The organism is uncultured Limosilactobacillus sp., assembly GCF_934202705.1.
GTDB lineage: Bacteria > Bacillota > Bacilli > Lactobacillales > Lactobacillaceae > Limosilactobacillus.
In genome coordinates this window covers 18,064-37,061 of the sequence record NZ_CAKPYE010000012.1, presented here as the reverse complement: position 1 = coordinate 37,061, position 18,998 = coordinate 18,064, and the positions used below count along the sequence as shown (strand labels likewise).

Genomic DNA, 18,998 nt, shown 5'->3' with positions numbered 1-18,998 from the left:
AATGGCGTTAATTTCGGTTGATGACCTCAGTTTAGCGTATGGTGACCATACCGTGATTCAAAACTTGAGTTTCGTCATTAATCAAGGCGATTTTTTAGTGATGATTGGGGAAAATGGTGCTGGTAAAACCACCGTAGTACGTTCATTATTGGGTGAACTAAAACCCCGCCAAGGTGAAATTAACCGAGCGGATCATTTAAAAATTGGCTACGTTCCACAGTTCCGTAACTTACCAACAAATTATCCACTGGCAGTCCGCGACTTTGTGGCGCTTAATTTAACTAAGTCGCATTGGCCATGGTTGAGGAAGACGGAGGATCACCGTTTAAATCGAATCATTCGCGAGACAAATTTGACTAAGATTGCCGATCGACCTTTGGGGCTAGCTTCTGGTGGCGAGAAACAACGAGCCTATTTAGCGCAGGCGTTGATTGACAATCCACAATTATTGATTTTAGATGAGTCGACAGCAAGCTTGGATAATGAGATGAAGTATGAGCTATTGGATTTTGTGGCGAAGTTCCAGCAGAATGGGCTTAGCGTGCTGTTTATTACTCATGACTGGGACTTAGCAAAGCGGTATGGGACGCGCTACTTGCAATTATTACCAGACGGTTCCTACCAAAGCGGGCCAATTAATGAATTACCAAGTGATGAGGAGGAACGGAATGTTTAGTCTAAGCTTTATGCGGTATGCGTTCGTTGCCGGCACCTTCATTGCAATTGTAAGTGGAGTGATGGGGGTTTTTGTTGTAGCTAGGAACATGCCATTTTTGACACATACCCTTTCAGAAATTGGCTTTGCGGGAGCTGCCTTTGCCCTGTTTATGGGCTGGCCAGCTCTGAACGGAATGTTATTATTCACGATCTTAAGTTCGGTCATGGTCGGTCAATTAAGCATTGAAGAATCACGTCGTGAATCAGTGATTTCAGCGGTTTCGGCCTTATTTATCGGTCTCGGTATTCTCTTTCTCTATTTATCCAGTAAGACGGCGAGCTCGGCGACGAGCATTTTGTTTGGGAGCGTTGTCGGAATTAGTGGTCACGAAGTGATCCAGCTGGTCTGCTTATCAGTCATTGTTCTAGCAGTTGTATTATTGATGTATCGCCAATTGAAGTTCTCCTCATTTGATCCGGCAGGAGCGGCTGCAAATGGCCTAAATGAAACGTTAATTTCAATCGTCTTTTTATTGCTGTTAGCGATGAGCGTTAGCGTTGCCGTGCAGATTGTGGGAACGTTACTGATTTTTGTGCTGTTAACTCTGCCGGCAGCCAGTGCTAAGTACTATACGACCGGGACCGCTAAAATGGTGGGCTTAGCAATTTTATTTGCGTTGTTAGGAATCTGGCTTGGCCTTTATCTTGCTTACATTACTAACTGGCCAGTGAGCTTTTTTACTGCCACTATTGAAGTTTTAGTGTACTTGTCCGCGTTAGTCTACCGCCAACGGGCTAACGATTAAAGTCACAATGATCCAGACGATGTCAGCGAGCCGAATAAGGTTCGCTTTTTTTCGTTAAATTGTGGAAAATTAGATTAAAAACCGAACGATTATGTTATGATTTGAGGGTATACTGAACATCAGAAAAACGTAGCAACGAATTAAAGGAGTTACAATATGAAAGTTAGACGGAGTAACCGGTTGGTGGATATGACGCGTTATTTATTAGATCATCCACGAGAGCTGGTATCTTTGAAGTTTTTTGGCCAACGGTATGATTCCGCAAAGTCTTCCATTAGTGAAGACTTAAGTATTATTCGGAATACTGTTGAACGCTGGGGAGTGGGACGTTTGGAAACTCTTCCTGGAGCAAGTGGTGGGGCTCGTCTCACACCACTATATTCAGAAGACAATGCTGCTAAGGTCATTGACGAACTTGTCCAAGCGGTTAATGATGAAAGCCGGCTACTACCTGGTGGGTATGTTTACTTATCGGACCTGCTTGGTCGACCAGATATTTTACGTGAAGTGGGCCGGCTAATTGCGACTCAATATGTTGATCAAGATGTTGATGTGATTATGACAGTAGAAACCAAGGGGATTCCGATTGCACAAAGTGTTGCGATGTACCTCAACCGGCCATTTGTGATTGTGCGCAACTCCTCCCATATTACCGAAGGCTCAACCGTTAGTGTGAACTATGTTTCGGGTTCTTCACAACGCATTAAGAAGATGGAATTATCACGGCGAACAATGAAAGAAGGGGCCAACGTCGTCGTTGTTGATGACTTCTTAAAAGGTGGGGGCACGATGAATGGGATGAAGTCCTTAATTCAAGAATTTGGTGCCCATCTTGTTGGAATGACAGCATTTGCGGAAGGACAATTTGACGGTGAACGATTAGTAAATGACTGCACGTCATTAATCAAAGTGAATGCCCAAGATGGGGTGAACCGCCATTTGAGTGCACAAGCAGGTAACTATCTAGAAAAGGTTTTTAAAAAATAAGGAGTAGTTAGAGTCATGCAACAAAAGAATGCAATTATTTTAGCAGCCGGTAAGGGAACCCGGATGAAGTCTAAGTTATACAAAGTCCTTCATGAAGTATGCGGAAAGACAATGGTTGAACATGTCCTTGGTCAACTAGAAGCTGCTAATATTGATAACATTGTCACGGTGGTTGGTTATGGCGCCGAAAGTGTTGAAAATACCATCGGCCCACGGTCGAAATTTGCGTTGCAAAAGCAGCAGCTGGGGACTGGTCATGCAGTCATGCAAACGGAAGAACTCCTTGGTAACATTGATGGGGAAACATTGGTGGTAAGTGGAGATACGCCGTTATTTACTGCTGACACTTTTCAGAAACTATTTGAATATCATAAGCAACGAAAGGCAGCAGTGACCATCTTGACTTCTGTGGCCCCCGATCCAACTGGTTATGGACGGATCGTACGGAATGATGTTGGGATCGTGGAACGAATTGTCGAACAAAAAGATGCTAACCAAAAGGAACGCGAAATTCACGAAATTAATACCGGGGTTTACTGCTTCGATAATCAAAAGCTCTTCGCTGCCCTGAAGAAAATTAATAATAATAACGCTCAGGGTGAATACTACTTGACTGATGTAATTGCAATTCTGAAACAACAAGGTGAAGTGGTAACAGCTTATAAGATGGCGGACTTTGATGAATCCATGGGAGTTAACAACCGTGTGGCGTTAGCTCAAGCCAACCAAATCATGCGCAGGCGGATCAATAATGAACTCATGATGAATGGAGTCACAATGGTCGATCCGGAAACGACTTACATTGATGCTGGCGTCAAGATTGGTCGTGACACGGTTGTTGAAGGTAACGTCGTAATTAAGGGTGACACAGTGATCGGCAGTGATTGTTTGATTGGTGCCGGTTCCCGAATTACCGATTCGCGAATTCATGATGGCGTCAAAATTATTTCATCCACCCTTGAAAAAGCGGAAATGCATGATGGTTCGGATATTGGGCCGAATAGTCACCTCCGACCGTTGGCAGAAATTGGTAAGAATGTTCACATTGGTAATTTCTGTGAAGTTAAGAAGGCATACATTGGTGAAGGCACCAAAATTGGCCACTTAACTTATGTCGGCGATGCCACTTTAGGCAAGAATATTAATGTGGGTTGTGGAGTTGTCTTTGTTAACTATGATGGTGCTAAGAAACATCATACTAATGTTGGTGACCATGCATTTATCGGTAGCAACAGTAATTTGGTTGCTCCAGTTAATATTGCAGCCGATTCATTTATCGCTGCCGGATCGACCATTACAGATGATACTGAACAATTTGACATGGCGATTGCGCGGCAACGGCAGACAAATAAGGCAGATTACGCAAAAAAACTCCCTTGGTAGTTGCTTTTTAGCATTCCAATTAATAAGATAAGAATGGAAAAGGGATTTTAATTTGGAGGACCTCATGAAACAGAAATATTTTGACCCGAATCTAAAGATTTTTTCATTAAGTTCGAACCGGCCACTAGCAGAAAAGATTGCCGAAGAAGTCGGGGTTGAACTTGGTAAGCTTTCCGTGGATCGGTTTAGCGATGGTGAAATTCAAATCAATATCGAGGAAAGTATTCGGGGAGATAATGTTTACATTATTCAGTCAACGTCGGCACCCGTAAATGATAACTTAATGGAACTGTTGATTATGGTAGATGCCCTGCGTCGGGCAAGCGCCAAGACAATTAACGTTGTCATGCCATACTATGGTTATGCCCGTCAAGATCGGAAGGCACGTTCACGCGAACCGATTACTGCTAAGTTAGTTGCAAATATGCTCCAAAACTCTGGGGTCGATCGGGTGATTGCCTTAGATCTGCACGCAGCCCAAATTCAAGGGTTCTTTGATATTCCAGTAGATCACTTAATGGGAGCGCCACTGTTGGCGGACTACTTTATTAAACAGGGCGTTGCTAAAGATGCTGTGGTAATTTCGCCTGATCATGGCGGCGTGGTTCGGGCCCGAGCATTGGCCGAATTTTTGAAGGCACCGATTGCAATTATTGATAAGCGGCGGCCAAAAGCTAACGTTGCGAAGATTATGCACATCATTGGGGATGTTCGGAATAAAAAGTGTATCATGATTGATGATATGATTGATACTGCTGGGACAATTACTTTAGGATCGAAAGCCTTGATGGATGCAGGGGCAACGGAAGTTTATGCATCCTGTACCCATGCAGTACTTTCTGGCCCAGCCATTCAACGGTTAGAGGATTCGCCAATTAAAGAAGTGGTAGTTACTGATTCCATTCAATTACCAAAGGAAAAACAAATTGATAAAATCAAGCAAGTATCTGTTGCACCTTTGATTGGGGACGCTATTAAGCGGATTAATGAAAATCGTCCAGTCAGTCCGCTTTTTAAAAATTTGTTTGACAGAGTGAATGAAGAATAATGGTAAATCGTTTATTAAGATCACTAATGATCCTAATAAACGATTTTTGGTTATTTCAGAAAAATGGTATAATACCGATAACCCGATGAAGGAGGAAATCAAAAATGAAAAAGAGTTTAATGTCTAAATTGGCACTTTCCACAGCAGGATTGGCCTTAGTATTTGGATTAGCTGGATGTGGTCAAAAGAGTGGTGCCAGTTCAGATAGTAACTCAGCAAAATCGGCTAAGGTCACGGAAAGTGCTGCCGATAAAGCCTACAAAAAGGCTAATGATTTAATTAGTAAGGGTCAATACCAAAAGGCCTATGATCTTTTGGATGACGTTGAAAATGAAAACAAGAAGGTTGAATACCTCGAAGATGACTTAGATAGTTATCTTGAAGCGCGTGCAGACTACAACAAGGGTGACTACCAAGAGGCTGAAGCTGAATTACCAGGAATGAAGTCCAGCAGCAAGCCAATGAAGAAGGCTTACAAGGCTTTGCGGGTAAAGATTTCTAAAGCCATTAATGGTGAAATCGAAAATAGTTCTACCAAGCAAACTAAGCAAAATAGCAGTTCACAAGCTAGTTCTAGTTCACAACGGGCGGCCAATGCGGATGCTGCTAAGGCAACCAATGAAGATGTTGTGACGAATTTTGCTAACAAGATGGGCTTCAATAAGAAAGGGTATGGAATTATCCCAGTTTCGAAGAATGGGAACACCTACCGTTTCGAAGTTCGGCAAAATAACGCTGACAACTCAGTCGCTAATATGATTGGTATTTATGAATATAACGCCACAACTGGAACCGCAACCAAGATTAACTAATTTGACAGTTGATTGATCGAAAAAAGCGCAGGCCCTGATCAGAGCCTGCGCTTTTAATATCAATTACGGTTTAACAATATGGTTATTTTTGATATATTGCTGAAATTCGTCATAAATTGGTTGGAAAATTTCAATGTTATCATGTTGAACCAACATTTCCTTCGGGAAGAAGAATCGTTCGTCACCCGCTTCCTTGCCAGCAATGCTGGCCACAAGGGTGCTGACTTGTGATAATTCGACCAATTCTCCATTGGGTTGAATCAGTTCAATTTGACTTTGAGGCTGTGAATCGCGTGGGTTATAAGTGTCATATGGTAATTTATAACTGGAGTTCGTTGCCGTGTAATAGTGGTCGTTAAACCCAGCAGTGGAGATTAATTCACGTAACTTCGGCAAGAGCGGTTCAGTGGCAGCGTCATAGAGCACTGATTTGAGCGGTCGACGATCCAAAAATCGCTGGGCCAGGTCACTTAAAATATCATCCCCAGAATCACGCCAATGAATGAAGTAGGTTGTTAGGACGCCATCATCTAATGAGAGGTAGTCATGGATGGTGTAGTGATTATTAAAAAATGGCATTAGCAAATGCGGGGTAAAGAGTGGTGAATAATCATTTGGGTGTTGGTAAAGGTATTTCGCCCGCATTAATAAATGGTCTAAAATTACTTCCATTGAGCGGGAAACCGGATGAAAATAAATCTGGAGGTACATTTGCAGACGGCTGATGATGTAGTCCTCGACCGCGTGCATTCCGGAAATCTCAAAAGCGATGCCATTGTGAACTGGTCGCATGACGCGTAAAACACGGTCAAGATCGTATTTACCGTAATTAGTACCGGTATAGTAAGCATCACGTTGTAGATAATCCATTCGATCAGCATCGACCTGACTAGAGATCATTTGAACCACTTGTTGATTGGGATAGGTATGGTCGATAACACTGGCGACCTGTTGAGGAAATTCTGGACTAACCCGACGGAGAATTTGGTTGACATTGGTCTCAGGACTGGTAATGATTTGACGGGTGATTGCTTCATGATTAGTATGAAAAATATGTTCGAAGGTATGCGAGTATGGTCCATGACCAAGGTCATGAAGCAGGGCGGCCACCAAGGCGACGGGGCGTTCTCGATCGTCCCATAAGCCGTCACCAGCTTGCCTGCTCGGATAATTTCTTTGAAAATGATTGCACATTCGACGAGCAATCTCATAGACGCCAAGGCAGTGGCCAAAGCGTGAATGCTCAGCACCGTGGAACGTGAGTGAAGTAGTACCTAACTGCTTGATCCGTCGCAAACGTTGAAACTCTGGGGTGTTAATGAGGTCCAGGATGATTTGATTATCAACAATAACGTGACCGTGAATCGGGTCACGAAAAACTTTTTCACGGGTTAAATCTTCGTCTTTAAAACTCATAGTTCGCTTCCTAACGTAAACTTTTTCTCTATTATACAAAAACCAGGCGTTGAAAGCACTGGTAGTCATTCGTCTGCTAGCAGTTTATAATAAAAGTCAAAACAAAGGTGGGTGGAGAACGATTAAAGAAATATATCCGGTGACGGTGCATTTAACGACTTCAATGACCATGGGTCAGGAAACTGAGCATTTTGAATTTACCGAGCACGGACAGTTGATTCGTTTAAATGGCGGTCAGATTTATCTGAGATATTTAGAGCATCAAGACCAGCAAGCAACGCCAGTCCAGTTTCGCTTTGATGAGGAACGGGTGCAGTTAGATCGACGGGGACCACGACAAACCCGATTGATTTTTGAAGAAGGAGCGGCCACGACGACGCGTTATCAAACTGAGTATGGAGTGATTCATCTGGTTGTTGAAACGCGTCAGTTAATTAAGAAATTAGACTTTACTGCGCACCAGGGAACGTTGCAAGCAGTCTATCGATTGAAAAACCAGGGGCAAATCCTTGGAACTTACCGAATTCAATTGCAATTTGCGCCCTGATATTGTAATATGTAATTTAGACTTTTTGAAGGGATGTGCACCAATTTGGATTTAAAGGTTTTCGATGGCCAAGATAAGTCAGAACTTTCAATGATTGAAGTCGCCCACGCCATCTTAGCTTATCATGGTGAAGCAATGGCTTTTGCCGACTTAACAAATGAAATTCAACAATATCTTGGTAAGAGTGATGAGGAAATTCGGGAACGACTTTCCCAGTTCTACACTGATTTGAACGTCGATGGCAGTTTTATCTCCCTTGGTGATAACACTTGGGGATTACGTGCATGGTACCCATACGACTCAATTGATGAAGCCACGGTTGGTGAATCTGAAGATGATGAGGATCGTCCAAAGAAGCGTCGTCGCAAGGTCAATGCGTTCTTGTCAGGTAGTGACGACGATGATGACGTGATCGATTACGACAATGATGATCCGGAAGATGATGATCTGGGTGATGATGACGACTCAGATGATTACGAAGATAGTGATGACTACGATGATGACAATCCGATTGATGATGACGATACGGATAGTGATATCGAAAGTCACTTATCAGAATTACATGACGATGATGACGGGTATAACGATGGTGACGAAGAATAAATTTCTTCTTGACTATTCTAGGTAGTCTTTGTATTATTTTACTTGGGCTCCCAAGATCACTTGGGACATCTCGTTTCAATAGCTCCCTGTTTCACTTTGAAATGGGGAGTTTTTTCGTTTGTAGCGCACAAGAAAAGGAGAGTAAGAATGACAAAGTACATTTTTGTAACTGGTGGGGTTGTTTCTTCCTTGGGTAAGGGAATTATTGCGGCATCATTAGGTCGTCTGTTGAAGAATCGTGGTTTGAAAATTGCAATTCAAAAATTTGATCCATACATTAACGTGGATCCAGGGACGATGAGTCCTTACCAACATGGTGAAGTGTTTGTGACAGATGATGGAACGGAAACCGACTTGGACCTAGGTCACTACGAACGATTCATTAACAATAATCTAAATCAATACTCGAACGTTACTACTGGGAAGATTTATTCAGAAGTCTTACGGAAGGAACGGCGTGGCGATTACCTTGGACGGACAGTTCAAGTCATTCCGCATATTACTAATATGATTAAGGAAAAGATTCAGCGGGCCGGTGAAAGTACGGACGCTGACGTGGTCATTACTGAAATCGGTGGGACCGTTGGTGATATTGAATCCCAACCATTCGTCGAAGCAATTCGGCAAATGAAGAAGGATGCCGGAGCAGATAATGTACTTTATATTCATGCAACCTTGATTCCATATCTGCGGGCAGCCGGTGAAATGAAGACTAAGCCAACCCAGCACAGTGTTCGTGAATTACGTGGTTTGGGAATTCAGCCAAATATTTTGGTGGTTCGGACAGAAAAGCCAATCACTGAAGAAATGCGCAAAAAGATCGCACTGTTCTGTGACGTGGATCCAAAGGCAGTGATTGAATCACTAGATGTCCCAAACCTTTACGAAATTCCTTTGAACTTGCAAAAGCAAGGGATGGATCAATTGGTTGTCGATCATTTCAAGCTCGACGCTCCTGTGGCTGATATGCGTGACTGGACCAAGATGGTTGACCATATTGAAAATGATTTAACCAAGACGGTGCGGATTGCCATGGTTGGTAAGTATACCGACTTACAAGATGCATATATTTCGGTAAACGAAGCGCTACGGCATGCTGGATATCCAGTTGATGCGGATGTGAAGATTGATCATTTCAATGCAGAAAATATTAACGAAGACAATGTTGCGGAAACCTTAGGCGATTATGACGGCATCTTGGTACCCGGTGGTTTTGGTAGTCGTGGTATTGAAGGAATGATTACCGCAATTAAGTATGCGCGGGAACATGATGTTCCATACTTAGGGATTTGTTTAGGAATGCAAACTGCTTGCATTGAATTTGCCCGTGATGTGCTGGGTTATCAAGATGCTAACTCCACTGAATTCGATCCGAATACTAGCCACAACATCATTGATTTGATGGCCGATCAAGCGGATGTTGAAGATATGGGGGGAACGCAGCGGTTAGGAGCTTACGCATGTCGCTTAAAGCCGGGAACAGTGGCGGCAGCTGCCTACAATAATCAATCATTAATTCATGAACGTCACCGTCACCGTTATGAATTTAATAACCAGTACCGTGATGAAATGGAAAAAGCCGGTTTGGTGGTTTCTGGTGTCAATCCAGAACGAAACCTGGTGGAAGTAATTGAATTACCAGAAAAGAAGTTCTTTGTGGCTGCTCAATACCATCCAGAATTTCTCTCACGACCAAATCATCCTGAAGGACTGTTCGGCGCCTTTGTGAAGGCTGCAGTTGATAATCAGTAATCATAATGAAAAGTGTAGTTTGCTAGTGAATGCAAACTACGTTTTTTTTATTCAAATTAGTTTGAAGAAACTTTAATTATTTAACGAAAAGGTTGTAATTTAGACAGAGGTTCTTTATTATGTTTAGTGACTGTTTAAATAAAATAATAATACCTAAAAAGATTAAACAATAAGATTTTAAGTGAGGAAAGATCAACATGAAAAAACTGATCATTCAAGGAGGAAACCGAATAGCTGGCGAAGTGACCATCGGTGGTGCTAAAAATAGTACGGTGGCATTAATTCCGGCAGCTATCTTGGCTGACACGCCAGTCCAGTTTGATACTGTCCCTGACATCTTGGATGTTCATAACTTGATGATTATTTTGAAATCAATGAACGTTAAATCAAACTTTACCCATGGGGTATTGGACATTGATCCAACACAAATCATCGAGGCAGAACTACCGAGTAAAGCGATTAAGAGTTTGCGTGCGTCATACTACTTTATGGGAGCGTTATTAGGACGTTTTCACCGCGCGACCTTGACGTTTCCTGGTGGCGATAATATTGGTCCGCGGCCAATCGACCAGCACTTGAAGGCGTTTAAAGCACTGGGTGCAAGTGTCAGTGAACATGCTGGAACAGTTCACTTGGATGCACCAAATGGATTGCACGGGACACGGATTTTTATGGATATGGTGTCGGTTGGGGCAACGATTAACGCAATTTTAGCAGCGGTTCGTGCTGAAGGAACGACCGTTATTGAAAATGCAGCTCGTGAACCGGAAATTATTGATTTGGCAACTTTCCTCAACAACATGGGAGCTAAAATCCGTGGTGTGGGGACAGACGTGGTGCGGATTACCGGAGTTGATACTCTGCAATCAATGAATACCCATACGATTATTGCGGATCGGATTGAAACGGGAACGTACTTATCATTGGCCGCAGCCCTTGGTGACGGAGTGATGCTAAAGAACGTCATCCCAGAACATTTAGAGGCATATACCAGCAAGCTAATGGAAATGGGCGTTGATCTAGATATTGATAGTGACAAGATTTATGTTCCATCGACCAGCCATCTCAAGCCGGTGCATGTTAAGACAATGCCATATCCTGGCTTTGCAACTGATTTACAACAGCCATTAACGCCGTTGATGTCGTTAGCGGATGGGGAAAGTACGGTCGTTGACACCATTTATCCGAAACGAGTCAAGCATATCCCTGAATTGCAAAAGATGGGGATGAAGATTAGTGCTGGTAACGGCCAAATCACAATTGACCATACTGAAAAATTACATGGGGCGGATGTTGAAGCCGGTGAAATTCGTGCCGGGGCGTCCTTAGTGATTGCAGGGTTGATGGCTGAAGGCACCACGGTCATTCATAAAGCAGATAATATTTTGCGCGGATATGACCGGATCGTGTGGAAACTCAATCGCTTGAATGGAGACGTCACGATCGAGGATGACGATTAATTAGTTTGCGTTCAGTTTCGATTTATGTTATTCTATCGTAGTTGTAAAAATAACTATGTTTCAGGCAATGATTCATGGCAAAGGAGCGTATAAATTATGAAAAAAGGAATTCATCCAGATTATCACTACGTAGTTTTTGAAGATTCTTCAACTGGCTACAAGTTCTTATCTGGCTCAACTGCAACTTCAAAGGAAACTGTAAAGTGGGAAGACGGTAACGAATACCCATTGATTCGGGTTGAAGTTACTTCTGACTCACACCCATTCTACACTGGTAAGCAAAAGTTTACTCAAGCCGATGGGGCAGTCGACAAGTTCAACAAGAAGTACGGTTTCAAGAACAACTAAGCTGTACGATGATCAAAAAAAGATCCCGGTTTTCCGGGATCTTTTTTAGTTCTGGGTTTGCAGTGGATGATAAACGTTAATGATAAATAGGATTAGGTTAATCACCACGAGAAAGGCAGTGGACAGAAAGACTGCCCGATAATCGTATAGGCCGGCAACTAAGCCCCCAATTAAGGGGCCCAGGATGTTACCAATATACATAAAACTTTGATTCCAACTGAAGATGCGACCAGTTAATTGACTGGGAGAATTCTTAGTTAACAACGTTTGAACTTGTGGGAAGAGTGATGCATCGGCAATGCCGATAGTGAAACGGAAGACCCCTAATTGCCAGGGATTCTGAACAAAAGCACTTGGAATAAAGCAGATGGTGCTAACGATGAACCCAGCAATCAGAATTTTTTGGGTGCCAATTTGATCACCTAATCGTCCAAGTAAGGGTGCGGCAACCATTGTTGCAATTCCGGGAAGGGCTGCAATCACGCCGCTGACAAAGGTAACCCCTTTGCAATTATGCATCAGTTCTTTAATGAAGAGCGAAATGATCGGATTAATAGAATTATTGGCGGCTTGAATAATCATCGTGGTAATTAAGAGACCAAAAATGACCTGTGGTGAGTGTAATTCATGGATTACCCCACTGGCGCGTTCGAGTTTTTGATCTTGAACTGGTTGGAAACCTTCCTCATGAACGAAGAGGAGGCAACCAAGGAAAATCATGAAGAGAATGGTTCCGGTGATAAAGAAGGTGACTCGATAATTAAAAATTTCGGCCAGGGTTCCACCAAGTAAGGGGCCTAGTAAGTTGCCACCAGTTACGCCAGCTGCCATGGTTCCTAGGGCCTGACCAGATTTTTCTTTTGGGGTTTCAGTTGCGATTAGGGCGTTGGAATTGCTAACGAAGCCAGCAAACACTCCTTGAGCCATTCGCAGAGCGATTAATTGCCAAACATTGGTTACCAGCCCCATTGTGGCGATAACGATTGCCATACCGAGGGAAGCACGAAGGATCATCGGCTTCCGTCCTTTTTGATCGGCTAGTTTTCCCCAGTACGGGGAGACAACTGCAGAGACGCAGTACATAACCGCAAAAACAACGCCTGAATAAAAATTAAGTTGTTGATGTGAATAGTGGCCGAGTGTCGCAATGTAGAGTGACAGGAAAGGCATAATTTCAGAAAATCCCATTCCAGCAAAGAACACGCCCACGGAAAGTACCCGGAGATTTCTAATACACACTGGCTGTTGACTGGACAATATTATCACACTCCCGTTCAAAATGTTGTATACTAATTCTGTTATCATAACACTAACGAAAAGTAGGTAAAAGAATGAAAAAGAAACCATGGTTGCGCTGGACGACCATTGTCGTCCTCTTCATTGTGAGCTTAGTATTAATCTTTAACCAACAGATTAAGTATTACTTAGTTGGGACATATCATCCCCAAATTACGCAGCAAACAGTGAAAAAGAATAATCAAAAAAAGGCGCGATATGACTTTAGCAATGTGCAAGATTTAAACTTACAATCGGTAGCACGAGCGCGAGCTAAACGCCAGTCCATTAACGTAATTGGGGTCATCTCAATTCCCGCGATTAAAATGTCCGTACCCATTGGTAAGGGTGTTGATAATAACACGTTAGCGCTAGCGGCAGGAACAATGCGTGCTGACCAGCAGATGGGCCAAGGTAACTATGCGTTGGCCGGCCACAATATGGCTCATGGCTCACGGATTTTATTCTCGCCATTGTACTATGATGCCAAAGTGGGACAGAAAATTTATTTGACGGATATGACAAATATTTATGAATATCGGATTACCCAACGGCAGTTTATTGATGCAACGCGGGTGGATGTTGTTGACAATACGCCAGAAAAGATTGTTACCCTCATCACGTGCAATAAAACCGGTTCCCGGCGGTTGATGATTAGAGGAGCATATGTGAAGTCAATGAAGTTTAAGCAGGCACCAGTTAAGGTACAAAAGAGCCTTAGTCGTGGCTATACAAATCGTTAATTACTAAAAAAGGAGGGGGATCCCTCCTTTTTTAGTAATTATTGATGGTCAACCACATAATCTAACCAATATGGTAGTGCTTCATGGAGCGCGTCATAGGTTTTTTGAAATTCATGAGTATACCAAGGGTCAGGAATAGCTCGACCCTGTTTGCCTGGGACTAAGTCGTAAATACCATGGATTTTATGCTGAGCATCTGCAGGGGCAATGGCGTGGAGATGGTGGAGATTCATCTCGTCCATACCGATAATGAGGTCAAATTGTTCAAAATCAGCCTGGGTGATTGGCCGGGAGACCAGTTGGTGACCAGCCAGGTGATACTTGGTCATGATGTGTTGAATTCCAGGGTAGGGGTGATTACCCTCTTCCTCACTGCTAGTCCCAGCAGAATCAACGGTCACCTGGTCAGTGAGGCCGTGATCTGCTACCATTTGACGAAACATTGCTTCGGCCAGTGGTGAACGACAAATATTACCGAGACAAACGAATAAAACTTTCATATAGATTCCTCATTTCTGATTGATTTTTGGAAAAGGCGATGATAATCAGTGTTTTTAGGAAAAACTTAACTTTTCCTGCATTCAAATCACTGGTACCATTATATAAAAATATTAAAGGAGATTGATCGAATGACAACAATTATTATTATCGTAATCGTTGCTTTACTCGTCCTATTATATATCAGTATTTATAATGGATTGGTCAAGATGCGGACCAACGCTGAAGAATCGTGGAGTCAGATTGACGTGCAATTGCAACGACGAAACGATTTAATTCCAAATTTAGTAAGGACGGTTAAAGGCTACAGTAAATATGAGGCCAAAACCTTGGAAAAGGTGACGGCACTTCGTCAACAAATTAGAGATTTGCCAGCGGATGCCCGGCAAGAAAAGATGGCGGTTTCTGATCGGTTGACTGGTGCACTGAATTCCCTGTACGCAGTGGCAGAAAACTATCCAGATTTAAAGGCTAGTAATGAATTTAGCAAGCTAATGGAAGAACTGAGTAATACAGAAAATAAAATTGCGTATTCCCGTCAGCTATATAATTCAACAGTCGCTGCTTTTGATGCCCGAATTCAAACTTTTCCAGCGAACATTGTGGCAGGTATTCATCACTTTACGAAGCTTGAATACCTCAAAGTTACTGAATCAGCGAAGGCAAACCCACAAGTTGACTTCAGTGACTTAGACCAATAGGTTGGTGAACGCTGATGTTATACCAACAAATTGCACGAAATAAACGGATGACAATTGTGGTGATGACAGGATTTACTGCCCTTGTGGCATTGGTTGGCGCGGCAGTGGGCTATCTCTTTGCAGGGACTGCTACTGGCGGGATCGTAATTGCGTTGGTAATTGCTCTCATCTACATTTCAGTGATGGTTGGCCAATCAACAGAGGTGGTGATGCGGATGAATCATGCCCGCGAAATTCACTCTGCAGATGAAGCTCCCGAGTTATGGCATGTCGTTGAAGATATGGCGATGGTTGCTCAAGTGCCAATGCCACGAGTGTTTATTATTGATGATCCTAGTCCGAATGCATTTGCAACGGGGAATAATCCAGAACATGCGGCAGTAGCGGCAACCACAGGCTTGTTACAGATGATGAACCGTGAAGAATTAGAAGGGGTGATGGGCCATGAAATGTCGCACGTTCGTAATTATGACATTCGTCTCCAAACAATTGCGTTGGCTCTTGCTTCGGCAATTGGTGCTCTGACGGGATTTGTTAGTCACTTTTGGTGGTTCGGCGGCAGCAACCGTGATGATGATCGTGATGGATCAGGGGTCATTGCGGTCTTTGGTTCGATTTTACTAATTATTTTAGCGCCGCTGGCGGCTTCAATTGCGCAAATGGCGTTATCGAGGAACCGTGAGTATTTAGCTGATGCTGGTTCGGTTGAACTAACGAGAAATCCGCATGGAATGATCTCAGCGTTAACGAAGTTAAAAAATGCGCAGCCAATGAGGGACCCAGATCCCAATTCGTCTGCCCTGTACATTAGTGATCCAGAGAAAAATGGAAAAAAACGGTGGTTTAGTCATCTTTTTGATACGCACCCACCGTTGGACGATCGAATTGCCCGTTTACAGCGGATGTAATAAGCTAACCAGAAATGGTTGGCTTTTTATATTGTCCCGATAGGGCGAACAGTGATATAATTTTAACTTGATCATTAACTGGATGAAAGAAGAAGAGGAATACTCATGAAAATGAACATCGCGGAAATCGCCCGGGCGGTGGATGCACAAAATGATATTGAGCAGTGGTCTGAGGTTGAAGTATCAGGTGTTGCTTTTGACAGTCGCAACCTCAAGAACGGTGATTTATTTATTCCGCTACAAGGAGCTCGAGATGGTCATGAGTTTGTAGCAACTGCATTTAAAAATGGGGCGAACGCAACCTTATGGGCGGCTGATCATCCATATGATGACGATGGCTACCCGCGGATTGTCGTGGATGACCCGTTGCGGGCGCTCCAGCACTTAGGAAAGTACTACCTGCACAAAATCAATCCTTGGGTCGTTGCCGTCAGTGGAAGCAACGGTAAGACGACCACAAAGGACATGATTGCTTCAATTCTGAGCACCCAAATGAACGTTACCAAGACGCATGCCAATTTTAACAATGCGATTGGTGTTCCAGTAACACTTCTTAATATGGAATCCAATACGGAAGCCGTAGTGGTCGAAATGGGGATGAGCCATTTTGGTGAGTTAGATGAATTGAGTAAATTGGTAACGCCAGACATTGCAGTTTTAACAATGATTGGTGAGGCGCATATTGAATTTTTTGGCACTCGTGATCGAATTGCCGATGCAAAGATGGAGATTACCCATGGTCTGCGAGAAGATGGGACGTTTGTTTATAATGGTGATGAACCGTTATTACGTGAACGCACCAAAAATCTTAAGCAAGTGCAAAGGACCTTTGGCCGACAATTAGATAATGATATTTATGCAACCAGTGTTGAACAATCTGATCATGATTTACGGTTTAAGGTTAATCTGTGGCCGGATGAAGAATTTCAGGTGCCAATGATTGGTGAGTACAACGTCAACAATGCCCTTGCTGCGATGATGGTTGGTCACCTTTTGCATGTAACAGCAAACCATATTAAGATCGGACTAGCTAACGTTCACCTAACCGAAAATCGGGCGGAATGGCTAACTGGTCAGCAGGACGAAAAGATTTTGTCTGATGTGTATAATTCTAATCCAACGGCCGTGAAAGAGGTCTTAGAAACCCTTAACGAATTACCGGAAACCGGTCGACGGGTAATCGTTCTCGGAGATATGCTCGAACTTGGTGATGCTTCAGCAAAGCTCCATGCTGGATTGGCAGCGGAGATTGATCACCAACACTTCCAAAAGGTATTTCTGGTGGGTGATGAAATGGTGGCCCTCCAAAAACAATTATTGGCAGATGGTTATCCAGAAAATGATTTGTATCATTATGATACTGACGATCAAGATCAGCTGATTAATGATCTACAAAAGACAATTCAAGCGGATGATATCGTTCTATTAAAGGGTAGTCATGGCATTCACTTAGAAAAAGTTTTAAACGCACTAAAAGTAAAATAATGTTTGGCACCACTACTATTGGCCAGATATCAACGCCAATTAAGTAGTGGTGTTTTCATCAGAAACAAAGATGAGGTGGATTTTTTGAAATTTGGAGAATTAGGTTTATCAAAGAGCTTATTACGAGCCGTTAAACAAAGTGGCTACGAAGAAGCCACGCCAATCCAGGCACAGACGATTCCAATGGTTTTAAAAGGACAGGATGTGATTGGTCAGGCTCAAACAGGGACTGGGAAAACCGCGGCGTTTGGGTTACCCATTATTGAGCACGTGGATTTAGACAATCCAGCAATCCAAGCAATCGTGATTTCGCCAACCCGGGAATTAGCGATTCAAACTCAGGAAGAATTATATCGATTGGGCCATGACAAGCATGTTAAGGTTCAAGTAGTATACGGTGGTGCTGATATTCGCCGACAAATTAATGCCTTGAAAAAGCACCCCCAAATTTTGGTTGGTACACCAGGACGGTTACGCGACCATATTAGTCGGGGAACAGTCAAGTTAGACCATATTCAGACGTTAGTTTTGGATGAAGCGGATGAAATGTTGAACATGGGGTTCTTGGATGATATCGAGGCAATCATTAAGGAAACTCCCGAACAGCGACAAACGCTATTGTTCTCAGCGACGATGCCACCGGAAATCAAACGGATTGGGGTGCAATTTATGCATGAACCACAAACCGTTAAGATTAAGGCAAAGGAACTGACAACGGATTTAGTGGATCAATATTATGTCCGTGCTAAGGATTATGAAAAGTTTGATATTATGACCCGGCTGATCGATGTTCAGGATCCTGATTTAACGATTGTCTTTGGCCGAACCAAACGCCGGGTCGATGAATTATCAAAGGGACTCGTTGCGCGTGGTTATAATGCGGCCGGCATTCATGGTGACCTTACCCAAGATCGTCGTTCCAAGATCATGAAGAAATTTAAACATGGTGATTTGGACATCTTAGTTGCAACGGATGTCGCCGCCCGGGGATTAGATATTTCTGGAGTAACTCACGTTTATAATTATGATATTCCGTCAGATCCGGACAGTTACGTTCATCGGATTGGACGGACGGGCCGTGCCGGACATCATGGCGTGTCGTTAACTTTTGTAACGCCAAATGAAATGGATTATCTCCACGAAATTGAAAAGTTAACACGGGTGCGGATGTTACCACTGAAACCACCGACTGAGGAAGAAGCGTTCCGTGGACAAGTCGCGAGCGCAGTTAATGATATTGATGATCTAATTAATGATGATGCTACCGATAAGTATCGTGAATCAGCGGAAAAATTACTGGCTAGCCATGATGCCGTTGATCTAGTTGCAGCATTATTAAATGACTTAACGACTGATGATGCTAGCCAAGTTCCAGTCAAGATTACTCCAGAACGGCCGTTGCCAAAGCGGCACCGTCATCAATATCACGGTCGCAATGGGCGGAATAATCATCATTATCGTGGTCGTCATAATGCAGGTGAGCACCGGCGCTACGGTAATGGGAAGCGCCGTTCCAAGAACCATAAGTTTAGTGTGCGTCGCAAAAAGGATTAGTTGAAATCAGGTGAC

19 protein-coding genes are annotated in these 18,998 nt (G+C 43.2%); 16 read left to right on the top strand and 3 right to left on the bottom strand.

All coding sequences use genetic code 11. The features are described from left to right. The first annotated feature begins 1 nt into the window (after position 1). The 6 genes from Q0C76_RS08030 (at position 2) to Q0C76_RS08005 (ending at position 5,693) form a co-directional block, all read left to right on the top strand. Positions 2-676, top strand: coding sequence for an ATP-binding cassette domain-containing protein (locus Q0C76_RS08030; protein WP_295731767.1), 675 nt, complete (start codon positions 2-4; stop codon positions 674-676). Further along, complete coding sequence (locus Q0C76_RS08025) at positions 669-1,463, top strand: metal ABC transporter permease (RefSeq protein ID WP_295731765.1); 795 nt, start codon at positions 669-671, stop codon at positions 1,461-1,463. The genes Q0C76_RS08030 and Q0C76_RS08025 overlap by 8 nt, the downstream gene beginning before the upstream one ends. A gap of 156 nt (positions 1,464-1,619) precedes the next feature. Next, the gene (gene purR, locus Q0C76_RS08020) at positions 1,620-2,450 is read left to right on the top strand and encodes a pur operon repressor (RefSeq protein ID WP_295731763.1); all 831 of its coding nucleotides are present in this window, start codon (positions 1,620-1,622) and stop codon (positions 2,448-2,450) included. Between the two features lie 15 nt (positions 2,451-2,465). Then, complete coding sequence (gene glmU, locus Q0C76_RS08015; RefSeq protein ID WP_295731761.1) at positions 2,466-3,833, top strand: bifunctional UDP-N-acetylglucosamine diphosphorylase/glucosamine-1-phosphate N-acetyltransferase GlmU; 1,368 nt, start codon at positions 2,466-2,468, stop codon at positions 3,831-3,833. A gap of 64 nt (positions 3,834-3,897) precedes the next feature. Continuing rightward, positions 3,898-4,881, top strand: coding sequence for a ribose-phosphate diphosphokinase (locus tag Q0C76_RS08010; protein WP_295731759.1), 984 nt, complete (start codon positions 3,898-3,900; stop codon positions 4,879-4,881). A 104-nt stretch (positions 4,882-4,985) separates the two neighbouring features. Further along, positions 4,986-5,693 carry a hypothetical protein gene (locus tag Q0C76_RS08005; RefSeq protein ID WP_295731757.1) on the top strand — a complete coding sequence of 236 codons (708 nt, stop codon included), beginning with the start codon at positions 4,986-4,988 and terminating at the stop codon, positions 5,691-5,693. 63 nt (positions 5,694-5,756) lie between these two features. On the opposite strand, the gene Q0C76_RS08000 is transcribed toward Q0C76_RS08005, so the two are convergent. Continuing rightward, a complete protein-coding gene (locus Q0C76_RS08000) occupies positions 5,757-7,109 on the bottom strand; it encodes an HD domain-containing protein (protein WP_295731755.1) in 1,353 nt (450 codons plus the stop codon). Between the two features lie 49 nt (positions 7,110-7,158). On the opposite strand from Q0C76_RS08000, the gene Q0C76_RS07995 reads away from it, so the two are divergent. The 5 genes from Q0C76_RS07995 (at position 7,159) to Q0C76_RS07975 (ending at position 11,819) form a co-directional block, all read left to right on the top strand. After that, entirely contained in the window at positions 7,159-7,656 is a 498-nt protein-coding gene (locus Q0C76_RS07995) for a DUF1934 domain-containing protein (RefSeq protein WP_295731753.1), read from the top strand. A 45-nt stretch (positions 7,657-7,701) separates the two neighbouring features. Beyond that, positions 7,702-8,259 (top strand): DNA-directed RNA polymerase subunit delta, encoded by a 558-nt coding sequence (rpoE, locus tag Q0C76_RS07990; protein ID WP_295731752.1) that lies wholly within the window; start codon positions 7,702-7,704, stop codon positions 8,257-8,259. A 147-nt stretch (positions 8,260-8,406) separates the two neighbouring features. Next, positions 8,407-10,011, top strand: coding sequence for a CTP synthase (locus tag Q0C76_RS07985; protein ID WP_295731750.1), 1,605 nt, complete (start codon positions 8,407-8,409; stop codon positions 10,009-10,011). A 197-nt stretch (positions 10,012-10,208) separates the two neighbouring features. Then, positions 10,209-11,471: a UDP-N-acetylglucosamine 1-carboxyvinyltransferase gene (locus Q0C76_RS07980; RefSeq protein ID WP_295731748.1), complete on the top strand. Its 1,263-nt coding sequence runs from the start codon at positions 10,209-10,211 to the stop codon at positions 11,469-11,471. A 96-nt stretch (positions 11,472-11,567) separates the two neighbouring features. Beyond that, positions 11,568-11,819 (top strand): type B 50S ribosomal protein L31, encoded by a 252-nt coding sequence (locus tag Q0C76_RS07975; protein ID WP_295731746.1) that lies wholly within the window; start codon positions 11,568-11,570, stop codon positions 11,817-11,819. 45 nt (positions 11,820-11,864) lie between these two features. On the opposite strand, the gene Q0C76_RS07970 is transcribed toward Q0C76_RS07975, so the two are convergent. Then, positions 11,865-13,082: a multidrug efflux MFS transporter gene (locus Q0C76_RS07970; RefSeq protein WP_295731797.1), complete on the bottom strand. Its 1,218-nt coding sequence runs from the start codon at positions 13,080-13,082 to the stop codon at positions 11,865-11,867. A 68-nt stretch (positions 13,083-13,150) separates the two neighbouring features. Between Q0C76_RS07970 and Q0C76_RS07965 the strand changes: the two genes are divergently transcribed. Then, positions 13,151-13,837 carry a class A sortase gene (locus tag Q0C76_RS07965; RefSeq protein WP_295731744.1) on the top strand — a complete coding sequence of 229 codons (687 nt, stop codon included), beginning with the start codon at positions 13,151-13,153 and terminating at the stop codon, positions 13,835-13,837. Between the two features lie 38 nt (positions 13,838-13,875). Here Q0C76_RS07965 and Q0C76_RS07960 read toward each other — a convergent pair whose 3' ends face one another. Continuing rightward, positions 13,876-14,337, bottom strand: coding sequence for a low molecular weight protein-tyrosine-phosphatase (locus tag Q0C76_RS07960; protein WP_295731742.1), 462 nt, complete (start codon positions 14,335-14,337; stop codon positions 13,876-13,878). A 129-nt stretch (positions 14,338-14,466) separates the two neighbouring features. Between Q0C76_RS07960 and Q0C76_RS07955 the strand changes: the two genes are divergently transcribed. The 4 genes from Q0C76_RS07955 to Q0C76_RS07940 all read left to right on the top strand — a co-directional run bounded on the left by Q0C76_RS07955 (position 14,467) and on the right by Q0C76_RS07940 (position 18,983). Beyond that, complete coding sequence (locus tag Q0C76_RS07955) at positions 14,467-15,036, top strand: LemA family protein (RefSeq protein ID WP_295731740.1); 570 nt, start codon at positions 14,467-14,469, stop codon at positions 15,034-15,036. A gap of 14 nt (positions 15,037-15,050) precedes the next feature. Then, positions 15,051-15,944: a zinc metalloprotease HtpX gene (gene htpX / locus Q0C76_RS07950; protein WP_295731738.1), complete on the top strand. Its 894-nt coding sequence runs from the start codon at positions 15,051-15,053 to the stop codon at positions 15,942-15,944. Positions 15,945-16,049: 105 nt separating this feature from the next. Then, a complete protein-coding gene (murF, locus tag Q0C76_RS07945) occupies positions 16,050-17,429 on the top strand; it encodes a UDP-N-acetylmuramoyl-tripeptide--D-alanyl-D-alanine ligase (protein WP_295731736.1) in 1,380 nt (459 codons plus the stop codon). Between the two features lie 84 nt (positions 17,430-17,513). Further along, positions 17,514-18,983 (top strand): DEAD/DEAH box helicase, encoded by a 1,470-nt coding sequence (locus Q0C76_RS07940; RefSeq protein WP_295731734.1) that lies wholly within the window; start codon positions 17,514-17,516, stop codon positions 18,981-18,983. The last annotated feature ends 15 nt before the right edge of the window (positions 18,984-18,998 follow it).